This is a genomic window from Chryseobacterium mucoviscidosis (genome assembly GCF_002177115.1).
In the GTDB taxonomy this organism is placed as follows: domain Bacteria; phylum Bacteroidota; class Bacteroidia; order Flavobacteriales; family Weeksellaceae; genus Chryseobacterium; species Chryseobacterium mucoviscidosis.
The window spans coordinates 146,281-161,778 of the sequence record NZ_MVAG01000147.1 but is presented as its reverse complement, the minus strand read 5'-3'; the positions used below and the strand labels follow the sequence as shown (position 1 = coordinate 161,778).

The window sequence follows — 15,498 nt, the reverse complement described above, 5'->3', positions numbered from 1 at the left end:
TTTTTGAAAATACTTATGTTGAAAGAAATTTTAGTTGGTAAATGAAGGTAGAGAGAATTTTTCAAGATTTGGAGCATGTAAGGAAAGATTTGCTAAAGATGTTATAAAAAATCCGGCTTAACAAAGCCGGATTAGTTATATAAATAAGATTTTTAAGCCTTCGCAATATTCAGAATCACTTCCATCGCTTTCTCCATACTTTCCAGTGCAACATATTCATACGGTCCGTGGAAATTGATTCCTCCTGCAAAAATATTCGGACAAGGAAGTCCCATGTAAGATAACTGCGCTCCATCTGTTCCTCCGCGGATTGCTTTAATCTTTGGTTCGATTCCTGCTTCCTTCATCGCTGCTGCGGCAAGATCTACGATGTGCATTTTTCCTTCAAACTGCTGCTTCATGTTTCTGTACTGCTCTTTAATTTCGATTTCGGCAGTTCCTTCACCGTGTTTCTTATTAAACTCAGCTACTTTTTCTTCCATGAATTTCTTTCTTGCCTCAAATTTAACAGCATCGTGATCACGAATGATGTATTGCAATTTAGCTTCAGAAATATCTGCATTTAAGTCCATTAAATGATAAAAACCGTCAAAACCTTTAGTCGTTGCAGGGGTTTCATTGGCAGGAAGCATTTGTGCAAATTCAGAAGCCAGTAAAGCGGCGTTAATCATTTTTCCGTACGCATAACCCGGATGAACGCTCAATCCATGGATTTTTACCACTGCTCCAGCCGCGTTGAAGTTTTCATATTCCAGTTCGCCAACTTCTCCGCCGTCCATCGTGTAGGCAAATTCAGCCCCGAATTTTGCCACATCAAACTTATGTGCTCCTCTTCCGATTTCTTCATCAGGCGTAAATCCAACCGCGATTCTTCCGTGCTTGATTTCCGGATGAGCCATTAAATATTCCGCAGCCGTTACAATTTCTGCACAACCTGCTTTATCATCGGCTCCAAGAAGGGTATTTCCGTCTGTGGTAATTAAGGTCTGACCGATATATTTTTTTAAACTTTCAAATTTTGATGGCGATAAAGTAAATCCTGTTGCCTGATTCAAAACCAGATCTCCTCCGTCATAATTTTCCCAAACCTGCGGTTTTACATTCTCTCCGCTGAAATCCGGTGAAGTATCGTAATGCGAAATAAATCCGATGGTCGGTTTGTCATTATTCTCAAGATTAGAAGGAACGTATCCCATGATATAACCATTTTCATCGATCGATACATTTTCAAGACCTATCGTTTTCAGTTCTTCCGTGATGTAGTTGGCGATATTCCACTGTCTTTCTGTAGAAGGAGTGGTTTCGCTTTCTGCGTCGCTGGTTGAATAGATTTTTACGTAATTAAGAAAACGGTTCAGTAGCTTTTCTTTCCACAAAGGGCTGAATTCTATTGCGCTCATTATATTGGTATAAATTTCCTGTAAAGTTAGCAAATTTGATGCTCAGAATAATTTATTTGTGACCGAATAGAAGCTGTTGAGATTATTAATATGATATAAAATGCTGAAAATCAAAGTAATGATTGCTTTGTTTTAATCTTAGATAAACTTGTTTAGTTTTATTATATTTGAGAAAACCTAAACGTTAAAAATGTTTCTTACAGAATGTCCGCGTGATGCAATGCAGGGGTGGGGAGAATTCATCCCGACTGATAAAAAAATAGATTACATCAATTCTCTTATGGATGTGGGTTTTGATGTTCTGGACTGTCTGAGTTTTGTTTCTCCGAAAGCAATTCCGCAAATGGCAGATTCTGATGAGGTGGCGGAAAACATCGATAAATCCCGATCCAATACCAAAGTTTCTGCGATTGTTGCCAATTACAGAGGAGCTGAAAAAGCATTAAAACATCAGTCGGTAGACATTATCGGCTTTCCGTTTTCCATTTCCGAAACTTTTCAGCATAGAAATACGAATAAAAATCAGGAAGAAGCTTTTCAGGAGATTATTAAAATGCTGGAACTGGTAAAAAATGAAAACAGACAGTTAAACATTTATTTTTCAATGGCTTTTGGAAATCCTTACGGCGAAATGTGGAAGTGGGAAGAGGTAGATTTCTGGGCTCAGCGATTTTCTGAAATTGGCGTTAAAGAGATCTTACTTTCTGATACAACGGGAGTGGCAACGCCGGAAACCATTTCTCTTTTGTTCGGAAAAATTCCTTCAAAATATCCTGAAATTAATTTTGGAGCACATTTCCATAACCGTTATGAAGATTCTTATGCTAAACTGAAAGCCGCTTACGATCAGGGATGTACGAGATTCGACAGTGCCATTAAAGGAATCGGAGGCTGTCCGATGGCGAAAGATGATCTGGTGGGAAATATGCCGACCGAACAGGTGATCAACTTTATGAGCGTAGAAAAAGCAGACCATAAACTCAATCTGCTGAACTTCGAAAGTTCTTATAACAAAGCGAAAGATATTTTTCATTTTTGAGACAAGTTTTCTTTTATTATTAATTAGTATGACTTCAAAAATTACATATATTGGAGATTTGAGATGTTCAGCAGAGCATTTACAATCCGGAACTCTTATTGAAAGCGATGCGCCGACAGATAATCACGGAAAAGGTGAAAAATTTTCTCCCACAGATTTGTGTGCAACTTCTCTGGCAGAATGTGCACTTACAACCATTGCGATTTTAGGCAAAGAAAAAAAGATTAACATTGATGGTGCTTATTGTAATCTTCAAAAGATTATGAAAGGCGAACCAAGAAGAATCGGCGAAATTGTTTGCAATTTTGTGTTTCCGAATTCTTATTCCGACAAAGAAAAAGCTTTTATAGAAGAAACAGCGCATAATTGTCCGGTTGCGAAAAGCCTTCATCCGGATTTGGTACAGACAATGATTTTCATTTATCAATAAAATAATAGACCGTAGAAATTTTCTGCGGTTTTATTTTTGTTGAAAACTTCTACAATATTAATTTAAACCAAGCAAAAAATGTTACCAATCATCTCACCTTCAGAACTAAAAAATCTTCCAACAGAAAATCTTATCATTCTTGATGCAAGAGCAGGAAAAGATGTTTATCAAAATTATCTGAATAAACATATTAAAGGAGCGAGATTTATTGATCTGGATAAAGATCTTGCTGAAATCGGTGAGAACGCTGCTTTTGGAGGAAGACACCCACTTCCGGAAATTAAAAAATTTGCAGAAACACTTTCCCATCTTGGAATTTCAGAAAATAACCATATTGTTATTTACGATGATAAAAACGGATCAAACGCTGCTGCAAGAACTTGGTGGATGCTGAAAGCTTTCGGTTTTGAAAACGTTCAGGTTCTGGATGGCGGATTTCAGAATGCTGAAAAAGAAGGGGTTGAATTTTCTTTCGGCGAAGAATCTTTCGAAAAGGCTGAATTGATTCATAAAGAAAGCTGGCTTCTTCCTGTCTCAGATCTGGAAACTGTTGAAAATGAATTAACAAAACAATCATCGACGGTTATAGATGTAAGAGATTCATACCGTTACAGAGGCGAATCTGAGCCGATTGATCTCGTTGCAGGACATATTCCCGGAGCAATTAATATTCCTTTTTCTGAAAATCTTGATGAAAACGGAAACTTCCTTTCACCAGAAATTTTAAGAGAAAAATATTTAAAATTGCTTGAAGGAAAGCCCGAAAATCTCATCATTCACTGTGGTTCCGGAGTAACGGCCTGTCATACCATTCTCGCTTTGGATTACGCAGGCTTTAAAATCCCGAATCTGTATGTAGGATCATGGAGCGAATGGAGCAGGAGAGAAGGGAAAGAAATTGCCACAGAAATATAAAAGCTTCCACAGACCGAAATCTGTGAAAGCTGAAGTGAAGGGTTGGTTAATAAAAAGGTGAATTTTTCTCTATTTCGTAACAGCTAAAGCTTCAAAATAATTTTTAAAGGAATTGATTTCCAGTGCGAAAACGCCGTCGTTTCCAATCATGTTAATCGGTCTCCAGAAGCTTCCGTCGAAAAAGCTGATAAGTCCCTGATAAGAATTCAAACCATTCGGTTCGGTAACTCCCCACGGATTTCTCAGTATAATATAGTTCTTTCCATTGAAAGTAGACCATCCTAAAACCGTATAAGCATGATTTCCAACGATATTAGATCCGGTATAATCTTTTCCTGATCCATACGTCCATGCAACCATCGGATTAATGGTCTTGCAGCTCATTGAGTTTTCTCTTACAACGCCAAAAAGATCAAGCGCAGTTCTCGGTGAAGTGTAATAATAATACGGTGTTTTGTTCGTAAGTTGTGCAACAGCTTTTGCAGGATCTCCGAAAGCCGTTTTAGAAATATCCGGTTTATCGTCATTTACATTCGTGATCCATTTGGCAAATGCTTTTTCATAAACAGCCGGCCAGATTTCTCCCGCATCGTTGCTTCTGCAATATACAGGATTGTTGTTGGAAGAGTTAATAATGGTATTATCAGTAACTTCCACAAGTCTTGTTGCCGCATCTTTTCCTCCGCCTTTCGTGAAAAACTGAATGGCATTGGTACGGTCTGTTTCTCCCGTTCCGGTGGCTCTCACTTTATGCTGAATAGTATAAGGATCTGCCCATGCAATAGCAGAAATGGCAGCAATAAAATAACAGTTGGCTACTGCCCCCTGAATCGGGTCATTATACTCCGTTACGTCATTGAAGAAATTTCCTCTGTCGCTCCATGAAGTTCCTGCAGGAGTCCATCCGTTTGCATTTCCCATCCCGAAAATGATATTTTTAATAGAAGGGGAGAGTACTTTATTGCTGATGGTGTTATTCAGCTTTGGGATATTCAGTACCACTTTTACATCGCCTTTGTCTAATCTGGCATTTTTTACAGCGATGCTGTTCAAGTCTTTTATTCCGGTACCTGAAAGATCATTGAGTGTTTTAATATTCGAAAGATTTACAGTTTCCAGCTTATCTGCAGCTCTTATTTTAATATCATCAGATTTCATAACTTTTACAGTGTTGTCGCTGTTAAGTTGCAGTCCGGCATACAAAGGAGAATTAAATTTAATGTCAAACAGTTCTGCGTAATTGGTTTCCAGTGTTTCTTCAAGAATCTGGTACGATTTTGCGTCTTTCCAGTCGAATGTTCTTCCGGTGATAGCTTCAGTTAGTGCATAAGGATTAATAACTCCTACAAACAGTTCTTTAGGTGCTTGGTCCATGATAATTGGTTTTTAAAGGTTAAGGTTAGAATTAATTTGGTTGATGAAATCGGGATTGTACAGATATAAAAACCGATTGAACAGAGAAATTCCGAAATCATCATCAGGATAGATCTCGGTTTTTTTTGAATTCACCTCCATCATTCTCTGGCTTCCTCCCACCATTGAAGGATCTTTTACAGAATCTTTTATTTTGCTGATTAAAGAAAGAAGCTGAAGAAAAATTTCTGTGTTGAATTTTCTTTGCTCAGATACAATCATTTTTTCATCCGTTTCGTAACCTCTGAAGATTTTCAGTTCGGCATTTCCGTCCTGTTCGGAAAATATAATCTGATATCGGTAAGCATACTGTGGCGGAACACTTCCGTTATTGAATGATACGATGATGGTATTGGCTTTCATACTGTTGATTTCTGAAACCAAAATTATATCAGATTCATATTCTGTGTGTTAGGGATTTCACGAAATGTATATGGGGAAAAAACGGAAAATAAAAAAAGCTGCTTCAAAATGAAACAGCTCATTATTTTTATGGAAAAAATGATTTGAAGAAATTAAATTTTAAAGCATTCCAAGCTCAAATTTGGCTTCCTCACTCATCATATCTTTGTTCCAGCTTGGTTCAAAGGTAAGCTCTAAGTCTACGCTTTTTACATTTTCCACTTCTGCAACCTTATCTTTTACCTCCTGCGGAAGCGTTTCTGCAACCGGACAGTTAGGCGTTGTTAATGTCATGATAATTTTTACGTCCGCTTCATCGGAGATCTGAACATCATAAACCAACCCAAGTTCGTAGATATCTACCGGAATTTCAGGGTCATACACGGTTTTTAAAACACCGATGATTTCCTCACCGATGTCAGCAATCTGATCGTCTGTAAATTTCATTTTTTAATCTAAATTGATGTACCTTTTCAACAAATCTTCCTGACGCATGCGCCGGAAAACATTCGCCAAAGTTAAGACATCTTTTTCACAATAGTCAACTATTCTTTGCAAGTCTTTCTCTATGTAGTAGATTGATGAAACCATTGAGCCGTCGATATCGTCTTTTGGAGTGGGAATTCCGAAAACATGAGCCAGCAATTCCAGCGATACAAAACTTTTGTAATCCCCGAATTTCCAGAGTTCCATCGTATCGATATGCGGAATTTCCCAAGGCTTTTTTCCGAACATCTGAAACGGAGTAGGAGGCATCATTCCATTAATTAAATATCTTCGGGCAATCCACGGAAAATCGAATTCTTTTCCGTTATGTGCGCATAAAATGACGTCGCGAAGTCTCGGGCTGTTAAAAATTTCACCAAATTCCAGAAGTAATTTTTTTTCATCGTCACCCGCAAAACTTTTGATCTTCAGGGTATCGTTTTTTTCGATCATTCCGATCGTGATGCAGATGATCTTCCCGAATTCTGCCATAATTCCGGCTCTTTCCACATAAAATTCTTCAGGAGAAACCTCATCTTTTCTCTGGAATTTCGTTTTTTTATCCCAAAGCATCTGTTCGGCTTCAGAGAGTTCTTCCCACAATCCAAATCCCGGAACCGTCTCAATATCAAGAAATAAAACTCTTTCTAAAGGAATATGCTGTATCATTTTTTATTCTTCGTAATTTGTTTGAAACTAAACCTCACAGGCTTCAAAAACCTGTGAGGTTTTTCTATATTCACAGATGTTTTAAAACTTATCCTACCTGCATTCCGTTCTTTGTGGGTAATGAAGGGGTTAAAAGGGTAACATCTTTTTTATTTTCACCATAAACACCCAAAACCAGACATTCGCTGAAAAAATTGGCGATCTGTTTTTTAGGAAAATTAACGACAGCCAAAATCTGCTGACCAATTAATTCTTCTTTCTGGTATAATGAAGTTATCTGAGCGGAAGATTTTTTAATGCCTAAATCTCCAAAATCTATTTCGAGCTGATAAGAGGGATTTCTTGCCTTTTCAAAATCGTTCACAGCAATAATGGTTCCGCAGCGAATGTCTATTTTTTCAAAATCCTCCCATGAGATTTCAGGTTTCATCATCATGATAACGAGTTGATTAATTGTTCTACTTCAAGTTTCTGTTCAGCATATTTTTTCTGCAGTTCAGAACCTTCGCCCATTCTTTTGTAGTATTCGAGTGCTTTATGAGCAAAATCTTTCTTATAAAAATCGGATACTTCAGGAATCTGAGGAAAAACCTTATGAAAAAGCATTTCGTAATACGCCTGAAATTCCCTTTCGCTTTTTTCTTCAATAACGTGTCCCGGAGCTTTCTGCCTTACATGCAGCATTTCGTGAGCAATTAAATTCAAAACCAGATTCAGATCAAAATCGAATAAATTTTTAGGGATCATTACTTTTTGCGGGCTTCCTAAAACGCCTTCTGCCGTTAGAACGAGAGAATTCGGGAAAACCTCATCACGAAGACCAAATCCTTCAAAGTTTTCATGTTCGAGATTGAAAGAGCGGATGATGTATTCTGCCGCATCAATGATCTGGTCGTGTTCCCTGTAAGCTTCTAAATGTAAAGCAACCTGTTCGAAATTCATCTTTTATATATGTTTTAACAAATGTATTAAAATCAAAAGATTATCCCGGTTTTTTACAAAGGAAAATATCAAATAAAGACGAAAACATTAATGTGGGTTCGATGCAAAACAATACAAAAACATCAATAGGAATGGCTTTAGCCAATTTTGATTCGGAATCTTTACATTGAACTCATGTAAAATTAAAGGATATTCAAAAAAATCCCTCAATAAATCTGTTGAGGGAAAAATATGATCATTGATGATTTTATTTTTTAATCCACCATTGGCTGTCTTTTCTGTCGGAACGCTTTACGCCATTATTTAAAGTATAGGCAAAACCAACGCCCAACGTCTGTTTAAGCTGTGTTTTCTGAACCTGATTGTGGTCGTACATTACATCCACTGTTATATTGGACGAAATGAATTTATTAACCTTTAAATTTAAGATCATTCCATACGCAAGAACCAATCTTTCCGGATGATCCAGATAATTGGAGAAAACGGATGCTGTATTGGTAATATTTACGTTCTCCATCAAATTGAATTTATAATAAGCCGTTCCCAGAAAACCATATTGTAAAATCGAGGAATCTCCGTCTGCTTTTAAACCGTAATTTCCTGCAAGCTGAAGATCTTTATCCAGCACAAAAGCCCATCTCGCGTTGCTCGGACGAAGGGTAACATTTACGTTATCATTCGGTCTGTACGTAATCCCCATCCCGACATTCAGATAACCGGGAGCCATAAAATTAGATATTTTTTTTGCTTCCGGATTATTTCCGTCTTCATATCCCGCAGAAAACTGAGAAATCAGACCCGCTCCTACGGAAAGATACCAGCTTTTTGAAAACCTCCTTCCGTAATTAGTGGAAACATTAATAACATCCTGCGTTTTTCTTACACCAACTCCTTTCGTATCATTTTGTCCGTAATTTAAGAGGATGATGTTTTCCCAAAGATCTTTATCTTTTTCATACGTGATGTTATAATCCAGCGCAGCAAGCCATCCCACATTGTTGGCTCCTCCACCTACCCAGTTAGAAAATGCTGCCTGATTAATCATCAGCGACTGTTTTCCTAAAACCGACCAGTGTTTAACGGTATCTACTTTAATGGCTGCGGTGTCTGTAATAACAACTTGTGCATTGGCAACAATTCCCAGAGAAAGAGAGAGTGTGAATAAAAACTTCTTCATGAGTTCAGGATTTCATTATACAAAATTCCTTACAAAAATATTAAATATAAATTTTACAGAAGGAAATTCAGTTTTAAGAATGGTTTTCAGCCTTTACTTTTTGAATTTCGATGACAAAACAGAGAACTTTTGTTTAAAAAGCAGTGAAAATCATTACTTTTTGGCTGAAATAAAAAATTAAATAGATTTTTCATCGACAATTTTTCCGAAATTTATCCTTGGCTTTTCATTTGACGTAAAATCTTTATGTTAAAAAACAATATAATTTCCAAAAAAGCGCTGCTTTATCCTTTACTTATGCTTGCAGCAATGTGGCTGGGTTTCTTTTTACAGATGCAGGGCTTTTTTCAGAGCTGTTTCGGGGCGATCATTCCGTTGTTGCCGGAAGGCTTATTGGGAATTATAACGTCACCTCTTCTACACGGAAACATGGAGCATATCGTAGGAAATTCTATCCCGATCGCGGTGCTTATGTTTTTGCTGTACCAGTTTTATCCTTTGGTTGCCAATAAAGTGTTTATCACGGGCTGGCTTGCTACAGGATTTTTGGTTTGGCTTCTTCCGCCTATTGATATCATGACGGGAGATTATCTTTATACCTGTACCATCGGAGCGAGTGGAGTAGTTTATGTTCTTGCATTTTTCCTTTTTTTCAGCGGAGTTTTTAAGTGGAATATGAAACTGCTCACAATTTCTCTGTTGGTTGTTCTGTATTATGGAAGTCTGATCTGGGGAATGCTTCCCGAAGAACTGTTTTCCAACCTTCAGGAACCCAGTAAAATTTCATGGCAGGCGCATCTTGCAGGTGGAATTGTAGGCGTAATTCTGGCTCTCTTATTTAAGAAAGTAGGCGATAAAAAGAAGAAGTTCATCTGGGAATTTCCAAATTATTACAGCGAAAAAGATGATAAACTCTGGCAGCAATATAAAGAAAATCATCCCGAAGATTTTATGGAGCTGCCTTACAAAAAGAAAGACGATATCTGGGAAAGACTGGATGAACTGAGAGGGAAATAATTTTAAAAAATTTCTACATTTGTGAAAACAACACAAATGTATTCTGAAGAACATCTTTATTCCATTGCTCTGCGCGAGTGTAATTTAATCGGAGATATCAATTTTTATAAACTTGTCCGTACTTTCGGAAGTGCAAAGAACGCTTGGGAAAACACCAAAAAGGAATACAAAAAACTGGACGGATTCGGATCTAAAATGATTTCAGACATCGGAAATCCTGCTCATCTGAAGTTTGCTGAAAACGAACTGAAATTTTGTGAAGCAAACCAAATTAAAATTAATCTCAGACATCTCCATGATCTTCCTAAACTTCTGCACGAGTGCGACGACGCACCTGCTGTTCTTTACCAAAAAGGACATTTTGACGATGCTAAACCAAAAATAAGCATGGTAGGAACTAGAAATATGACTTCCTACGGAAAACAGTTTATTGAAGAGTTTTTTCAGGAAACGTCTTCCGGTAATTTTATTTCGGTGAGCGGTCTGGCTTTGGGAGTAGATAAAGAAGTTCATGAGCAGTCTCTTCATCATCAGGTTTCTACGGTTGCCGTTTTAGCACATGGTTTTCACACATTGTATCCTTCAAAAAACAAAAAATTATCAGAAAAAATTCTTGAAGAAGGAGGAGCTTTATTTACAGAATTCAATTCATCCAAAAAGCCGGACCGCGAAAATTTTATTCAGAGAAACAGAATTGTAGCCGGAATTTCCCCTGCGACAGTTGTGGTGGAAACAGCTTTTGGAGGCGGTTCAATCAGCACGGCAACGTTTGCCAATCAGTACAACCGCGAAGTATTTGCGCTTCCCGGAAAAATTACGGACAAGCAGAGTCAGGGCTGTAATCATCTGATTTTTCAGAACAAAGCTTCAGCAATTTCCACGATAAAAGATCTTGTTGAAAATTTAGGATTTAATAATCCGGAGAGCAGAATGGAAGAATTGTTTCCACGCAGTGAAGTTTTTATTCAATTATCTGAAAATCAGAGTAAAATATTTAAAATTATTGTCGATAATCCACAGATTTCTTTGGACGATCTTGCTGATAAAACAGACCTTTCTTCACACAAAATTTTGCCTGTAATTTTAGAATTGGAGCTTTTAGGAAGAGTAAAATCATTTTCAGGGAGACAATTTTTAGCAATATAACAATTAACGATTTCTTAATATTGCATTATTTTAAACATAACATTTAATTTTTAATAAAATTAATGATTGAATTACTGATTTAATAATATTAAGTCATTATATTATTAAATTTTCAACAATTGTTATTTAGGGTGTTGTGAATCTTGAAAAAAAAATTAAATTTGTTGGCAATAATATTCAACCCTAATATATGGAACAATATAATATTGACCAGAAAATCCAAGAATTTATAGCTAAAATTGAGGCAAAAAACCCTAATGAGCCAGAATTTTTACAAGCAGTAAAAGAAGTTGCGGTAACTGTAATTCCGTTTATCTTAACGAAAAAGGAATATACGGGAATGAAGCTTCTAGAAAGAATGGCGGAAGCTGAAAGAATTATCATCTTCAGAGTTCCATGGGTTGACGATAAAGGAGAGATCCAGGTAAACAGAGGGTTCAGAATCCAGATGAACTCTGCAATCGGACCTTACAAAGGAGGAATCCGTTTCCATCCTACCGTAAACCTTTCTGTTCTTAAATTCTTAGCTTTCGAGCAGGTGTTTAAAAACTCTTTAACAACGCTTCCTATGGGTGGTGGAAAAGGAGGTTCAGACTTTGATCCGCAAGGAAAATCCGATATGGAAGTAATGCGTTTCTGCCAGGCTTTCATGACGGAAATGTGCAAACACATTGGTCCTGAAACAGACGTTCCTGCGGGAGACATCGGAGTAGGAGCAAGAGAGATCGGATATTTATTCGGACAATACAAAAAAATCAGAAACGAGTTTACGGGAGTTCTTACAGGAAAAGGTCTTGCGTACGGAGGTTCATTAATCCGTCCTGAAGCTACAGGATACGGTGTTGTTTACTTCGCGGAGCAGATGCTTAAAACGATCGGACAGACTTTCAAAGATAAAACGGTAACGGTTTCAGGTTTTGGAAACGTAGCTTGGGGAGTTATTAAAAAAGTAAACGAACTGGGAGGAAAAGTAGTAACGATTTCCGGACCGGACGGTTACGTGTATGATAAAGATGGAATCGACGGAGATAAGATCGATTATTTATTGGAATTGAGATCTTCCGGAAACAACAGAGCTGAAGATTATGTGAAGAAATATCCTTCTGCGGAATTTTTCGCTGGAAAACGTCCTTGGGAAGTGAAGTGTGATGTTGCGATCCCTTCTGCAACCCAAAACGAATTAGATCTGGAAGATGCTAAATTGTTGGTGGAAAACGGATGTGTTTGTGTAACAGAAGCGGCAAACATGCCTTCTACACTTGATGCGATCAACTATTTCTTAGACAATAAAGTATTGTTCTCTCCGGGGAAAGCTTCAAACGCGGGTGGTGTTGCGACTTCAGGTCTTGAAATGACGCAAAACTCAATCCGTCTGAATTGGACTTCTGAAGAAGTTGATGCAAGGCTGAAAGAGATCATGATCGGAATTCACAAAGCGTGCAGAGACTACGGAAAAGAAGAAGACGGCTATGTAAACTACGTAAAAGGTGCCAATATCGCCGGATTCGTGAAAGTTGCAGAAGCAATGTTAGCTCAGGGAGTAGTATAAAATACAAAGGTTGGGAAAATTCCCGACCTTTTTTCATATAACCTGTTCCCGGGATTATAAATGGGAAAAAAGTAAAAAGTGAAAGGAGAAAGCGTTGATTATTCAGCGCTTTTTTTTGTTTTTAACGCTACGTTCGCAAGGTCCTGTTTTCAAATGATACTGAATATTTTCGATCGTGAAAGCATTTCATTAAGTTAATGATAATCATTTTAATTCAAATGAAATTAACATCTTCATGTCATTTCGACATAGGAAAAATCTATAACGTCTCAACCAAAGACAGATTCTTCACTTCGCTACGCTTCGTTCTGAATGATAATAAGAACTGCCAAAAAAGTGAAAAATCATTACATTTAATTCATGAAAAATACATTTAAAAATATTGATGAATATATTGCTCTGTTTCCGGAGATTCGGGATAAATTAGAAAATCTCAGAAAGCTGATTCTTTCACAAAGTTCTGAAATTGAAGAGTATATTGGCTATCAGATGCCCGCTTTCAGATATAAAAATAAGCCGTTGGTCTATTTTGCAGGGTATAAAAAACATATTGGCTTTTATCCCGGAGCAGAAGGAATAAAAAGATTCGAAAAGGAATTTAAAAAAAGCAATTATAAATTTTCAAAAGGAGCGGTACAGTTTCCTGTAAAAGAGGATCTTCCTGAAAATTTAATAAAGAAAATTGTTCAGTTCAGACTTGAAGAAATAAATCACAAAAAATCCTGAAAATATGATTCAGGATTCTCTTTATTTGCATATCGATTATTCATTCAAAATTTGATATTATGTTAAATACAACTTTCGTACAAAATTCATGATCTCTACTTCTTTTAACTTGATTTATAATTATTTAAGATAAATTATACCGTTTGCCATTTACAAAAAATCCTGAAACATTACATTTCAGGATCTTCTTTCTATTTCTTAAAAATTTAAATACTTACTTCGACTTTTTCTTCTTGGATTTCTTTTCTTCTTTTATAGCTTCTGTGGATTTGGTGGTGTCTGTTACAGGTTCTGTATTGGCATTTACAGTGGTTTCTGGGGATGCTGTTGTGGCGGATGTTGTTGCTTCAACAGTGGCAGTGGCGCCTGTATTTTGGTTTTGGCTTGACGTTCCGGAAGTTGTCTCCCAGTTGGTGGTTGCCTGTGAATTCTGTTGGGTCTGAGTGGTCGATGGATTATTAGAATTTGTGGACGGATTTTGTTGTGATGTTACCGTCTGAGCCGATACTGCGATTACTCCGACTAATGTAAACGCTGCTGTTAAAACTAACTTTTTCATAATATTAATATTTAAATGGTTGTTTAACTTAAACGCCGCTGTTTTATCTAATATTATGTGTGAAGTCTTTATTTAACGGACTTTATAATTATTTAAGACGGATTTTGAATTGTATATTATTTTCCTAAATTTTTCATAATTCGCTCTACAAATTCGTATGCAGCGGGACAGATCACGGTGTTTTTGATCATTAAATTATTGATCTGGTAGATCTTCTTTCTGTCGGTATGGGGATATTCTCTGCACGCTTTCGGACGCACTTCATAGATAGAGCAGGTATTGTCTTCATTTAAAAAAAAGCACGGCAAATTTTGCAGAACTTTATCATTATCTTCATCTACACGCAGGAATTTTGCTTCAAAATCGGCAGGTTTCATGCGGAGATGCTTAGAAATTCTTTCAATATCTTTTTCGGTATAAAGCGGTCCTGTTGTTTTACAGCAATTGGCGCATTGCAGACAGTCTATTTTTTCAAAAACCTCTTCATGCGTTTCCTGAACCACATAATCCAGATTTTTTGGTGGTTTCTTTTTCAGTCCGTCGAGAAATTTTTTATGTTCCTTTTGTTTTTGTAATGCCTGTTTTTTATAAAATTCTAAATCCATTTATTCTTCTTCCACCAATACGGGAAGTTTTGCTTTTTGATACTCACTTATTTTATCCAGATTCAGCACCGTGGAAAGATTATCTTTATCAGGATAATACATCGGGATGAATTTTGCTCCGTACACGATTTCTTTGGTTATATAAGAAGTTCTCTGAACCACCGTATTGGAAAAAACCTCATCAAAAGCACGGATATGCACAATAATTTCAATTCCTGTATTTTTAAAATCCTCTTCTGAAAATCCATAAAAAGGGGATTCTTCATCAATTTCATGAACAATTGTCCAGTTCAGAGCCAATGTATTGATTTTGCTGAACTGCGTTTTCAACTGATAAAAATTACTTCTCGGTGTACCGTTTTCTACCACTTCAATAGCCGTGGTAATAACAACTTCGGCGTCTGTTAGCGCATTATTTTTATAAGGTGCCAGTCTGAACATCAAAGCTGAAGTTTCTTTAAATGGTGCGATAACGGCAATTTCAGAAAATTTCAGATATGCTCTCGGTCTTGAGAACCTCCCGTAGAAAAGTCCCGTTGCAATGGCAAAGGTAAGCAATCCCAGAAAAGCTTCAAAGGTAGCGACAAGACTGGCTGTAAAACCTACAGGAGCAATTCTTCCGTATCTTACTGTTGTAAAAGTTTGGGAACTGAAGAAAAAAACATCAATAAATTCATTCACAGGATTGCTTTTATCAATTCCTGTTAAATGTTCTACTCCGATAAGATAATAGATTAAAGCAAAAAATAAATTAACCAGAATATAAGCAATAACAAGATAGGAAATGAACTGAAAACTGGACAGTTCCAACATCGTGTGGTACCAACTGTATCTGTTGAAAATATTCACCCCTTTTCTGTTGACGTTCGGAAGACCATCTTTGTTGATAAACCTTCCCGAAACATTGCTGCCAAAACCACTGTTTTCGGTGTTTTTCTGCTGAATTTTTTTTCTGAATCCCCGTGCCATTTTTATATCATTTTGTTTTTACTTTTTCTGTTGATTCTAAACCTGAAAAATAAA

General features: G+C 36.9%; 18 protein-coding genes. 7 read left to right on the top strand and 11 right to left on the bottom strand.

Features of this window, described 5'->3' with window-relative positions:
• Window positions 1-152: 152 nt before the first annotated feature.
• Entirely contained in the window at window positions 153-1,400 is a 1,248-nt protein-coding gene (gene pepT / locus B0E34_RS18645; protein ID WP_087711928.1) for a peptidase T, read from the bottom strand.
• A gap of 190 nt (window positions 1,401-1,590) precedes the next feature.
• On the opposite strand from pepT, the gene B0E34_RS18640 reads away from it, so the two are divergent.
• The 3 genes from B0E34_RS18640 (at window position 1,591) to B0E34_RS18630 (ending at window position 3,784) form a co-directional block, all read left to right on the top strand.
• Window positions 1,591-2,439 (top strand): hydroxymethylglutaryl-CoA lyase, encoded by an 849-nt coding sequence (locus tag B0E34_RS18640; protein ID WP_087711927.1) that lies wholly within the window; start codon window positions 1,591-1,593, stop codon window positions 2,437-2,439.
• Between the two features lie 28 nt (window positions 2,440-2,467).
• Window positions 2,468-2,869, top strand: coding sequence for an OsmC family protein (locus B0E34_RS18635; protein ID WP_076394022.1), 402 nt, complete (start codon window positions 2,468-2,470; stop codon window positions 2,867-2,869).
• Window positions 2,870-2,947: 78 nt separating this feature from the next.
• Window positions 2,948-3,784, top strand: coding sequence for a sulfurtransferase (locus tag B0E34_RS18630; RefSeq protein ID WP_087711925.1), 837 nt, complete (start codon window positions 2,948-2,950; stop codon window positions 3,782-3,784).
• A gap of 69 nt (window positions 3,785-3,853) precedes the next feature.
• Here the strand turns inward: B0E34_RS18630 and B0E34_RS18625 are convergent, their stop codons facing one another.
• The 7 genes from B0E34_RS18625 to B0E34_RS18595 form a co-directional block, all read right to left on the bottom strand.
• The gene (locus B0E34_RS18625; protein WP_087711923.1) at window positions 3,854-5,158 is read right to left on the bottom strand and encodes a C2 family cysteine protease; all 1,305 of its coding nucleotides are present in this window, start codon (window positions 5,156-5,158) and stop codon (window positions 3,854-3,856) included.
• A 12-nt stretch (window positions 5,159-5,170) separates the two neighbouring features.
• A complete protein-coding gene (locus tag B0E34_RS18620; protein ID WP_087711921.1) occupies window positions 5,171-5,560 on the bottom strand; it encodes a hypothetical protein in 390 nt (129 codons plus the stop codon).
• 159 nt (window positions 5,561-5,719) lie between these two features.
• Entirely contained in the window at window positions 5,720-6,046 is a 327-nt protein-coding gene (locus B0E34_RS18615) for an SUF system Fe-S cluster assembly protein (protein ID WP_087711919.1), read from the bottom strand.
• 3 nt (window positions 6,047-6,049) lie between these two features.
• Window positions 6,050-6,754, bottom strand: coding sequence for a 3'-5' exonuclease (locus B0E34_RS18610; protein WP_087711917.1), 705 nt, complete (start codon window positions 6,752-6,754; stop codon window positions 6,050-6,052).
• Between the two features lie 88 nt (window positions 6,755-6,842).
• Window positions 6,843-7,190, bottom strand: coding sequence for a tRNA-binding protein (locus B0E34_RS18605; RefSeq protein ID WP_087711915.1), 348 nt, complete (start codon window positions 7,188-7,190; stop codon window positions 6,843-6,845).
• Entirely contained in the window at window positions 7,187-7,696 is a 510-nt protein-coding gene (locus B0E34_RS18600) for a hypothetical protein (protein ID WP_087711913.1), read from the bottom strand. Before B0E34_RS18600 ends, B0E34_RS18605 begins: the two co-directional genes overlap by 4 nt.
• Before the next feature lie 247 nt (window positions 7,697-7,943).
• Window positions 7,944-8,873 (bottom strand): DUF3078 domain-containing protein, encoded by a 930-nt coding sequence (locus B0E34_RS18595; RefSeq protein ID WP_087711911.1) that lies wholly within the window; start codon window positions 8,871-8,873, stop codon window positions 7,944-7,946.
• Window positions 8,874-9,119: 246 nt separating this feature from the next.
• Here B0E34_RS18595 and B0E34_RS18585 point away from each other — a divergent pair, with 246 nt between their 5' ends.
• The 4 genes from B0E34_RS18585 (at window position 9,120) to B0E34_RS18570 (ending at window position 13,311) form a co-directional block, all read left to right on the top strand.
• A complete protein-coding gene (locus B0E34_RS18585; protein WP_087711908.1) occupies window positions 9,120-9,890 on the top strand; it encodes a rhomboid family intramembrane serine protease in 771 nt (256 codons plus the stop codon).
• 36 nt (window positions 9,891-9,926) lie between these two features.
• Window positions 9,927-11,036, top strand: a complete 1,110-nt coding sequence (gene dprA / locus B0E34_RS18580; RefSeq protein WP_087711906.1) for a DNA-processing protein DprA — start codon at window positions 9,927-9,929, stop codon at window positions 11,034-11,036.
• A gap of 190 nt (window positions 11,037-11,226) precedes the next feature.
• Window positions 11,227-12,585: an NADP-specific glutamate dehydrogenase gene (gene gdhA / locus B0E34_RS18575; RefSeq protein ID WP_087711904.1), complete on the top strand. Its 1,359-nt coding sequence runs from the start codon at window positions 11,227-11,229 to the stop codon at window positions 12,583-12,585.
• A gap of 360 nt (window positions 12,586-12,945) precedes the next feature.
• A complete protein-coding gene (locus B0E34_RS18570; RefSeq protein ID WP_087711902.1) occupies window positions 12,946-13,311 on the top strand; it encodes an iron chaperone in 366 nt (121 codons plus the stop codon).
• A 214-nt stretch (window positions 13,312-13,525) separates the two neighbouring features.
• On the opposite strand, the gene B0E34_RS18565 is transcribed toward B0E34_RS18570, so the two are convergent.
• From B0E34_RS18565 to B0E34_RS18555, 3 genes are all read right to left on the bottom strand, one after another.
• A complete protein-coding gene (locus B0E34_RS18565; protein WP_087711900.1) occupies window positions 13,526-13,870 on the bottom strand; it encodes a hypothetical protein in 345 nt (114 codons plus the stop codon).
• Window positions 13,871-13,986: 116 nt separating this feature from the next.
• A complete protein-coding gene (locus B0E34_RS18560; protein WP_087711898.1) occupies window positions 13,987-14,475 on the bottom strand; it encodes a YkgJ family cysteine cluster protein in 489 nt (162 codons plus the stop codon).
• Window positions 14,476-15,444 (bottom strand): ion channel, encoded by a 969-nt coding sequence (locus B0E34_RS18555; RefSeq protein WP_087711896.1) that lies wholly within the window; start codon window positions 15,442-15,444, stop codon window positions 14,476-14,478.
• Between the last annotated feature and the right edge of the window lie 54 nt (window positions 15,445-15,498).

Excerpts from the sequence above, each read along its gene's own strand:
- pepT (WP_087711928.1), bottom strand. The coding sequence starts at position 1,400 with ATGAGCGCAATAGAATTCAGCCCTTTGTGGAAAGAAAAGCTACTGAAC.
- B0E34_RS18640 (WP_087711927.1), top strand. The coding sequence starts at position 1,591 with ATGTTTCTTACAGAATGTCCGCGTGATGCAATGCAGGGGTGGGGAGAA.
- B0E34_RS18635 (WP_076394022.1), top strand. The coding sequence starts at position 2,468 with ATGACTTCAAAAATTACATATATTGGAGATTTGAGATGTTCAGCAGAG.
- B0E34_RS18630 (WP_087711925.1), top strand. The coding sequence starts at position 2,948 with ATGTTACCAATCATCTCACCTTCAGAACTAAAAAATCTTCCAACAGAA.
- B0E34_RS18625 (WP_087711923.1), bottom strand. The coding sequence starts at position 5,158 with ATGGACCAAGCACCTAAAGAACTGTTTGTAGGAGTTATTAATCCTTAT.
- B0E34_RS18620 (WP_087711921.1), bottom strand. The coding sequence starts at position 5,560 with ATGAAAGCCAATACCATCATCGTATCATTCAATAACGGAAGTGTTCCG.
- B0E34_RS18615 (WP_087711919.1), bottom strand. The coding sequence starts at position 6,046 with ATGAAATTTACAGACGATCAGATTGCTGACATCGGTGAGGAAATCATC.
- B0E34_RS18610 (WP_087711917.1), bottom strand. The coding sequence starts at position 6,754 with ATGATACAGCATATTCCTTTAGAAAGAGTTTTATTTCTTGATATTGAG.
- B0E34_RS18605 (WP_087711915.1), bottom strand. The coding sequence starts at position 7,190 with ATGATGATGAAACCTGAAATCTCATGGGAGGATTTTGAAAAAATAGAC.
- B0E34_RS18600 (WP_087711913.1), bottom strand. The coding sequence starts at position 7,696 with ATGAATTTCGAACAGGTTGCTTTACATTTAGAAGCTTACAGGGAACAC.
- B0E34_RS18595 (WP_087711911.1), bottom strand. The coding sequence starts at position 8,873 with ATGAAGAAGTTTTTATTCACACTCTCTCTTTCTCTGGGAATTGTTGCC.
- B0E34_RS18585 (WP_087711908.1), top strand. The coding sequence starts at position 9,120 with ATGTTAAAAAACAATATAATTTCCAAAAAAGCGCTGCTTTATCCTTTA.
- dprA (WP_087711906.1), top strand. The coding sequence starts at position 9,927 with ATGTATTCTGAAGAACATCTTTATTCCATTGCTCTGCGCGAGTGTAAT.
- gdhA (WP_087711904.1), top strand. The coding sequence starts at position 11,227 with ATGGAACAATATAATATTGACCAGAAAATCCAAGAATTTATAGCTAAA.
- B0E34_RS18570 (WP_087711902.1), top strand. The coding sequence starts at position 12,946 with ATGAAAAATACATTTAAAAATATTGATGAATATATTGCTCTGTTTCCG.
- B0E34_RS18565 (WP_087711900.1), bottom strand. The coding sequence starts at position 13,870 with ATGAAAAAGTTAGTTTTAACAGCAGCGTTTACATTAGTCGGAGTAATC.
- B0E34_RS18560 (WP_087711898.1), bottom strand. The coding sequence starts at position 14,475 with ATGGATTTAGAATTTTATAAAAAACAGGCATTACAAAAACAAAAGGAA.
- B0E34_RS18555 (WP_087711896.1), bottom strand. The coding sequence starts at position 15,444 with ATGGCACGGGGATTCAGAAAAAAAATTCAGCAGAAAAACACCGAAAAC.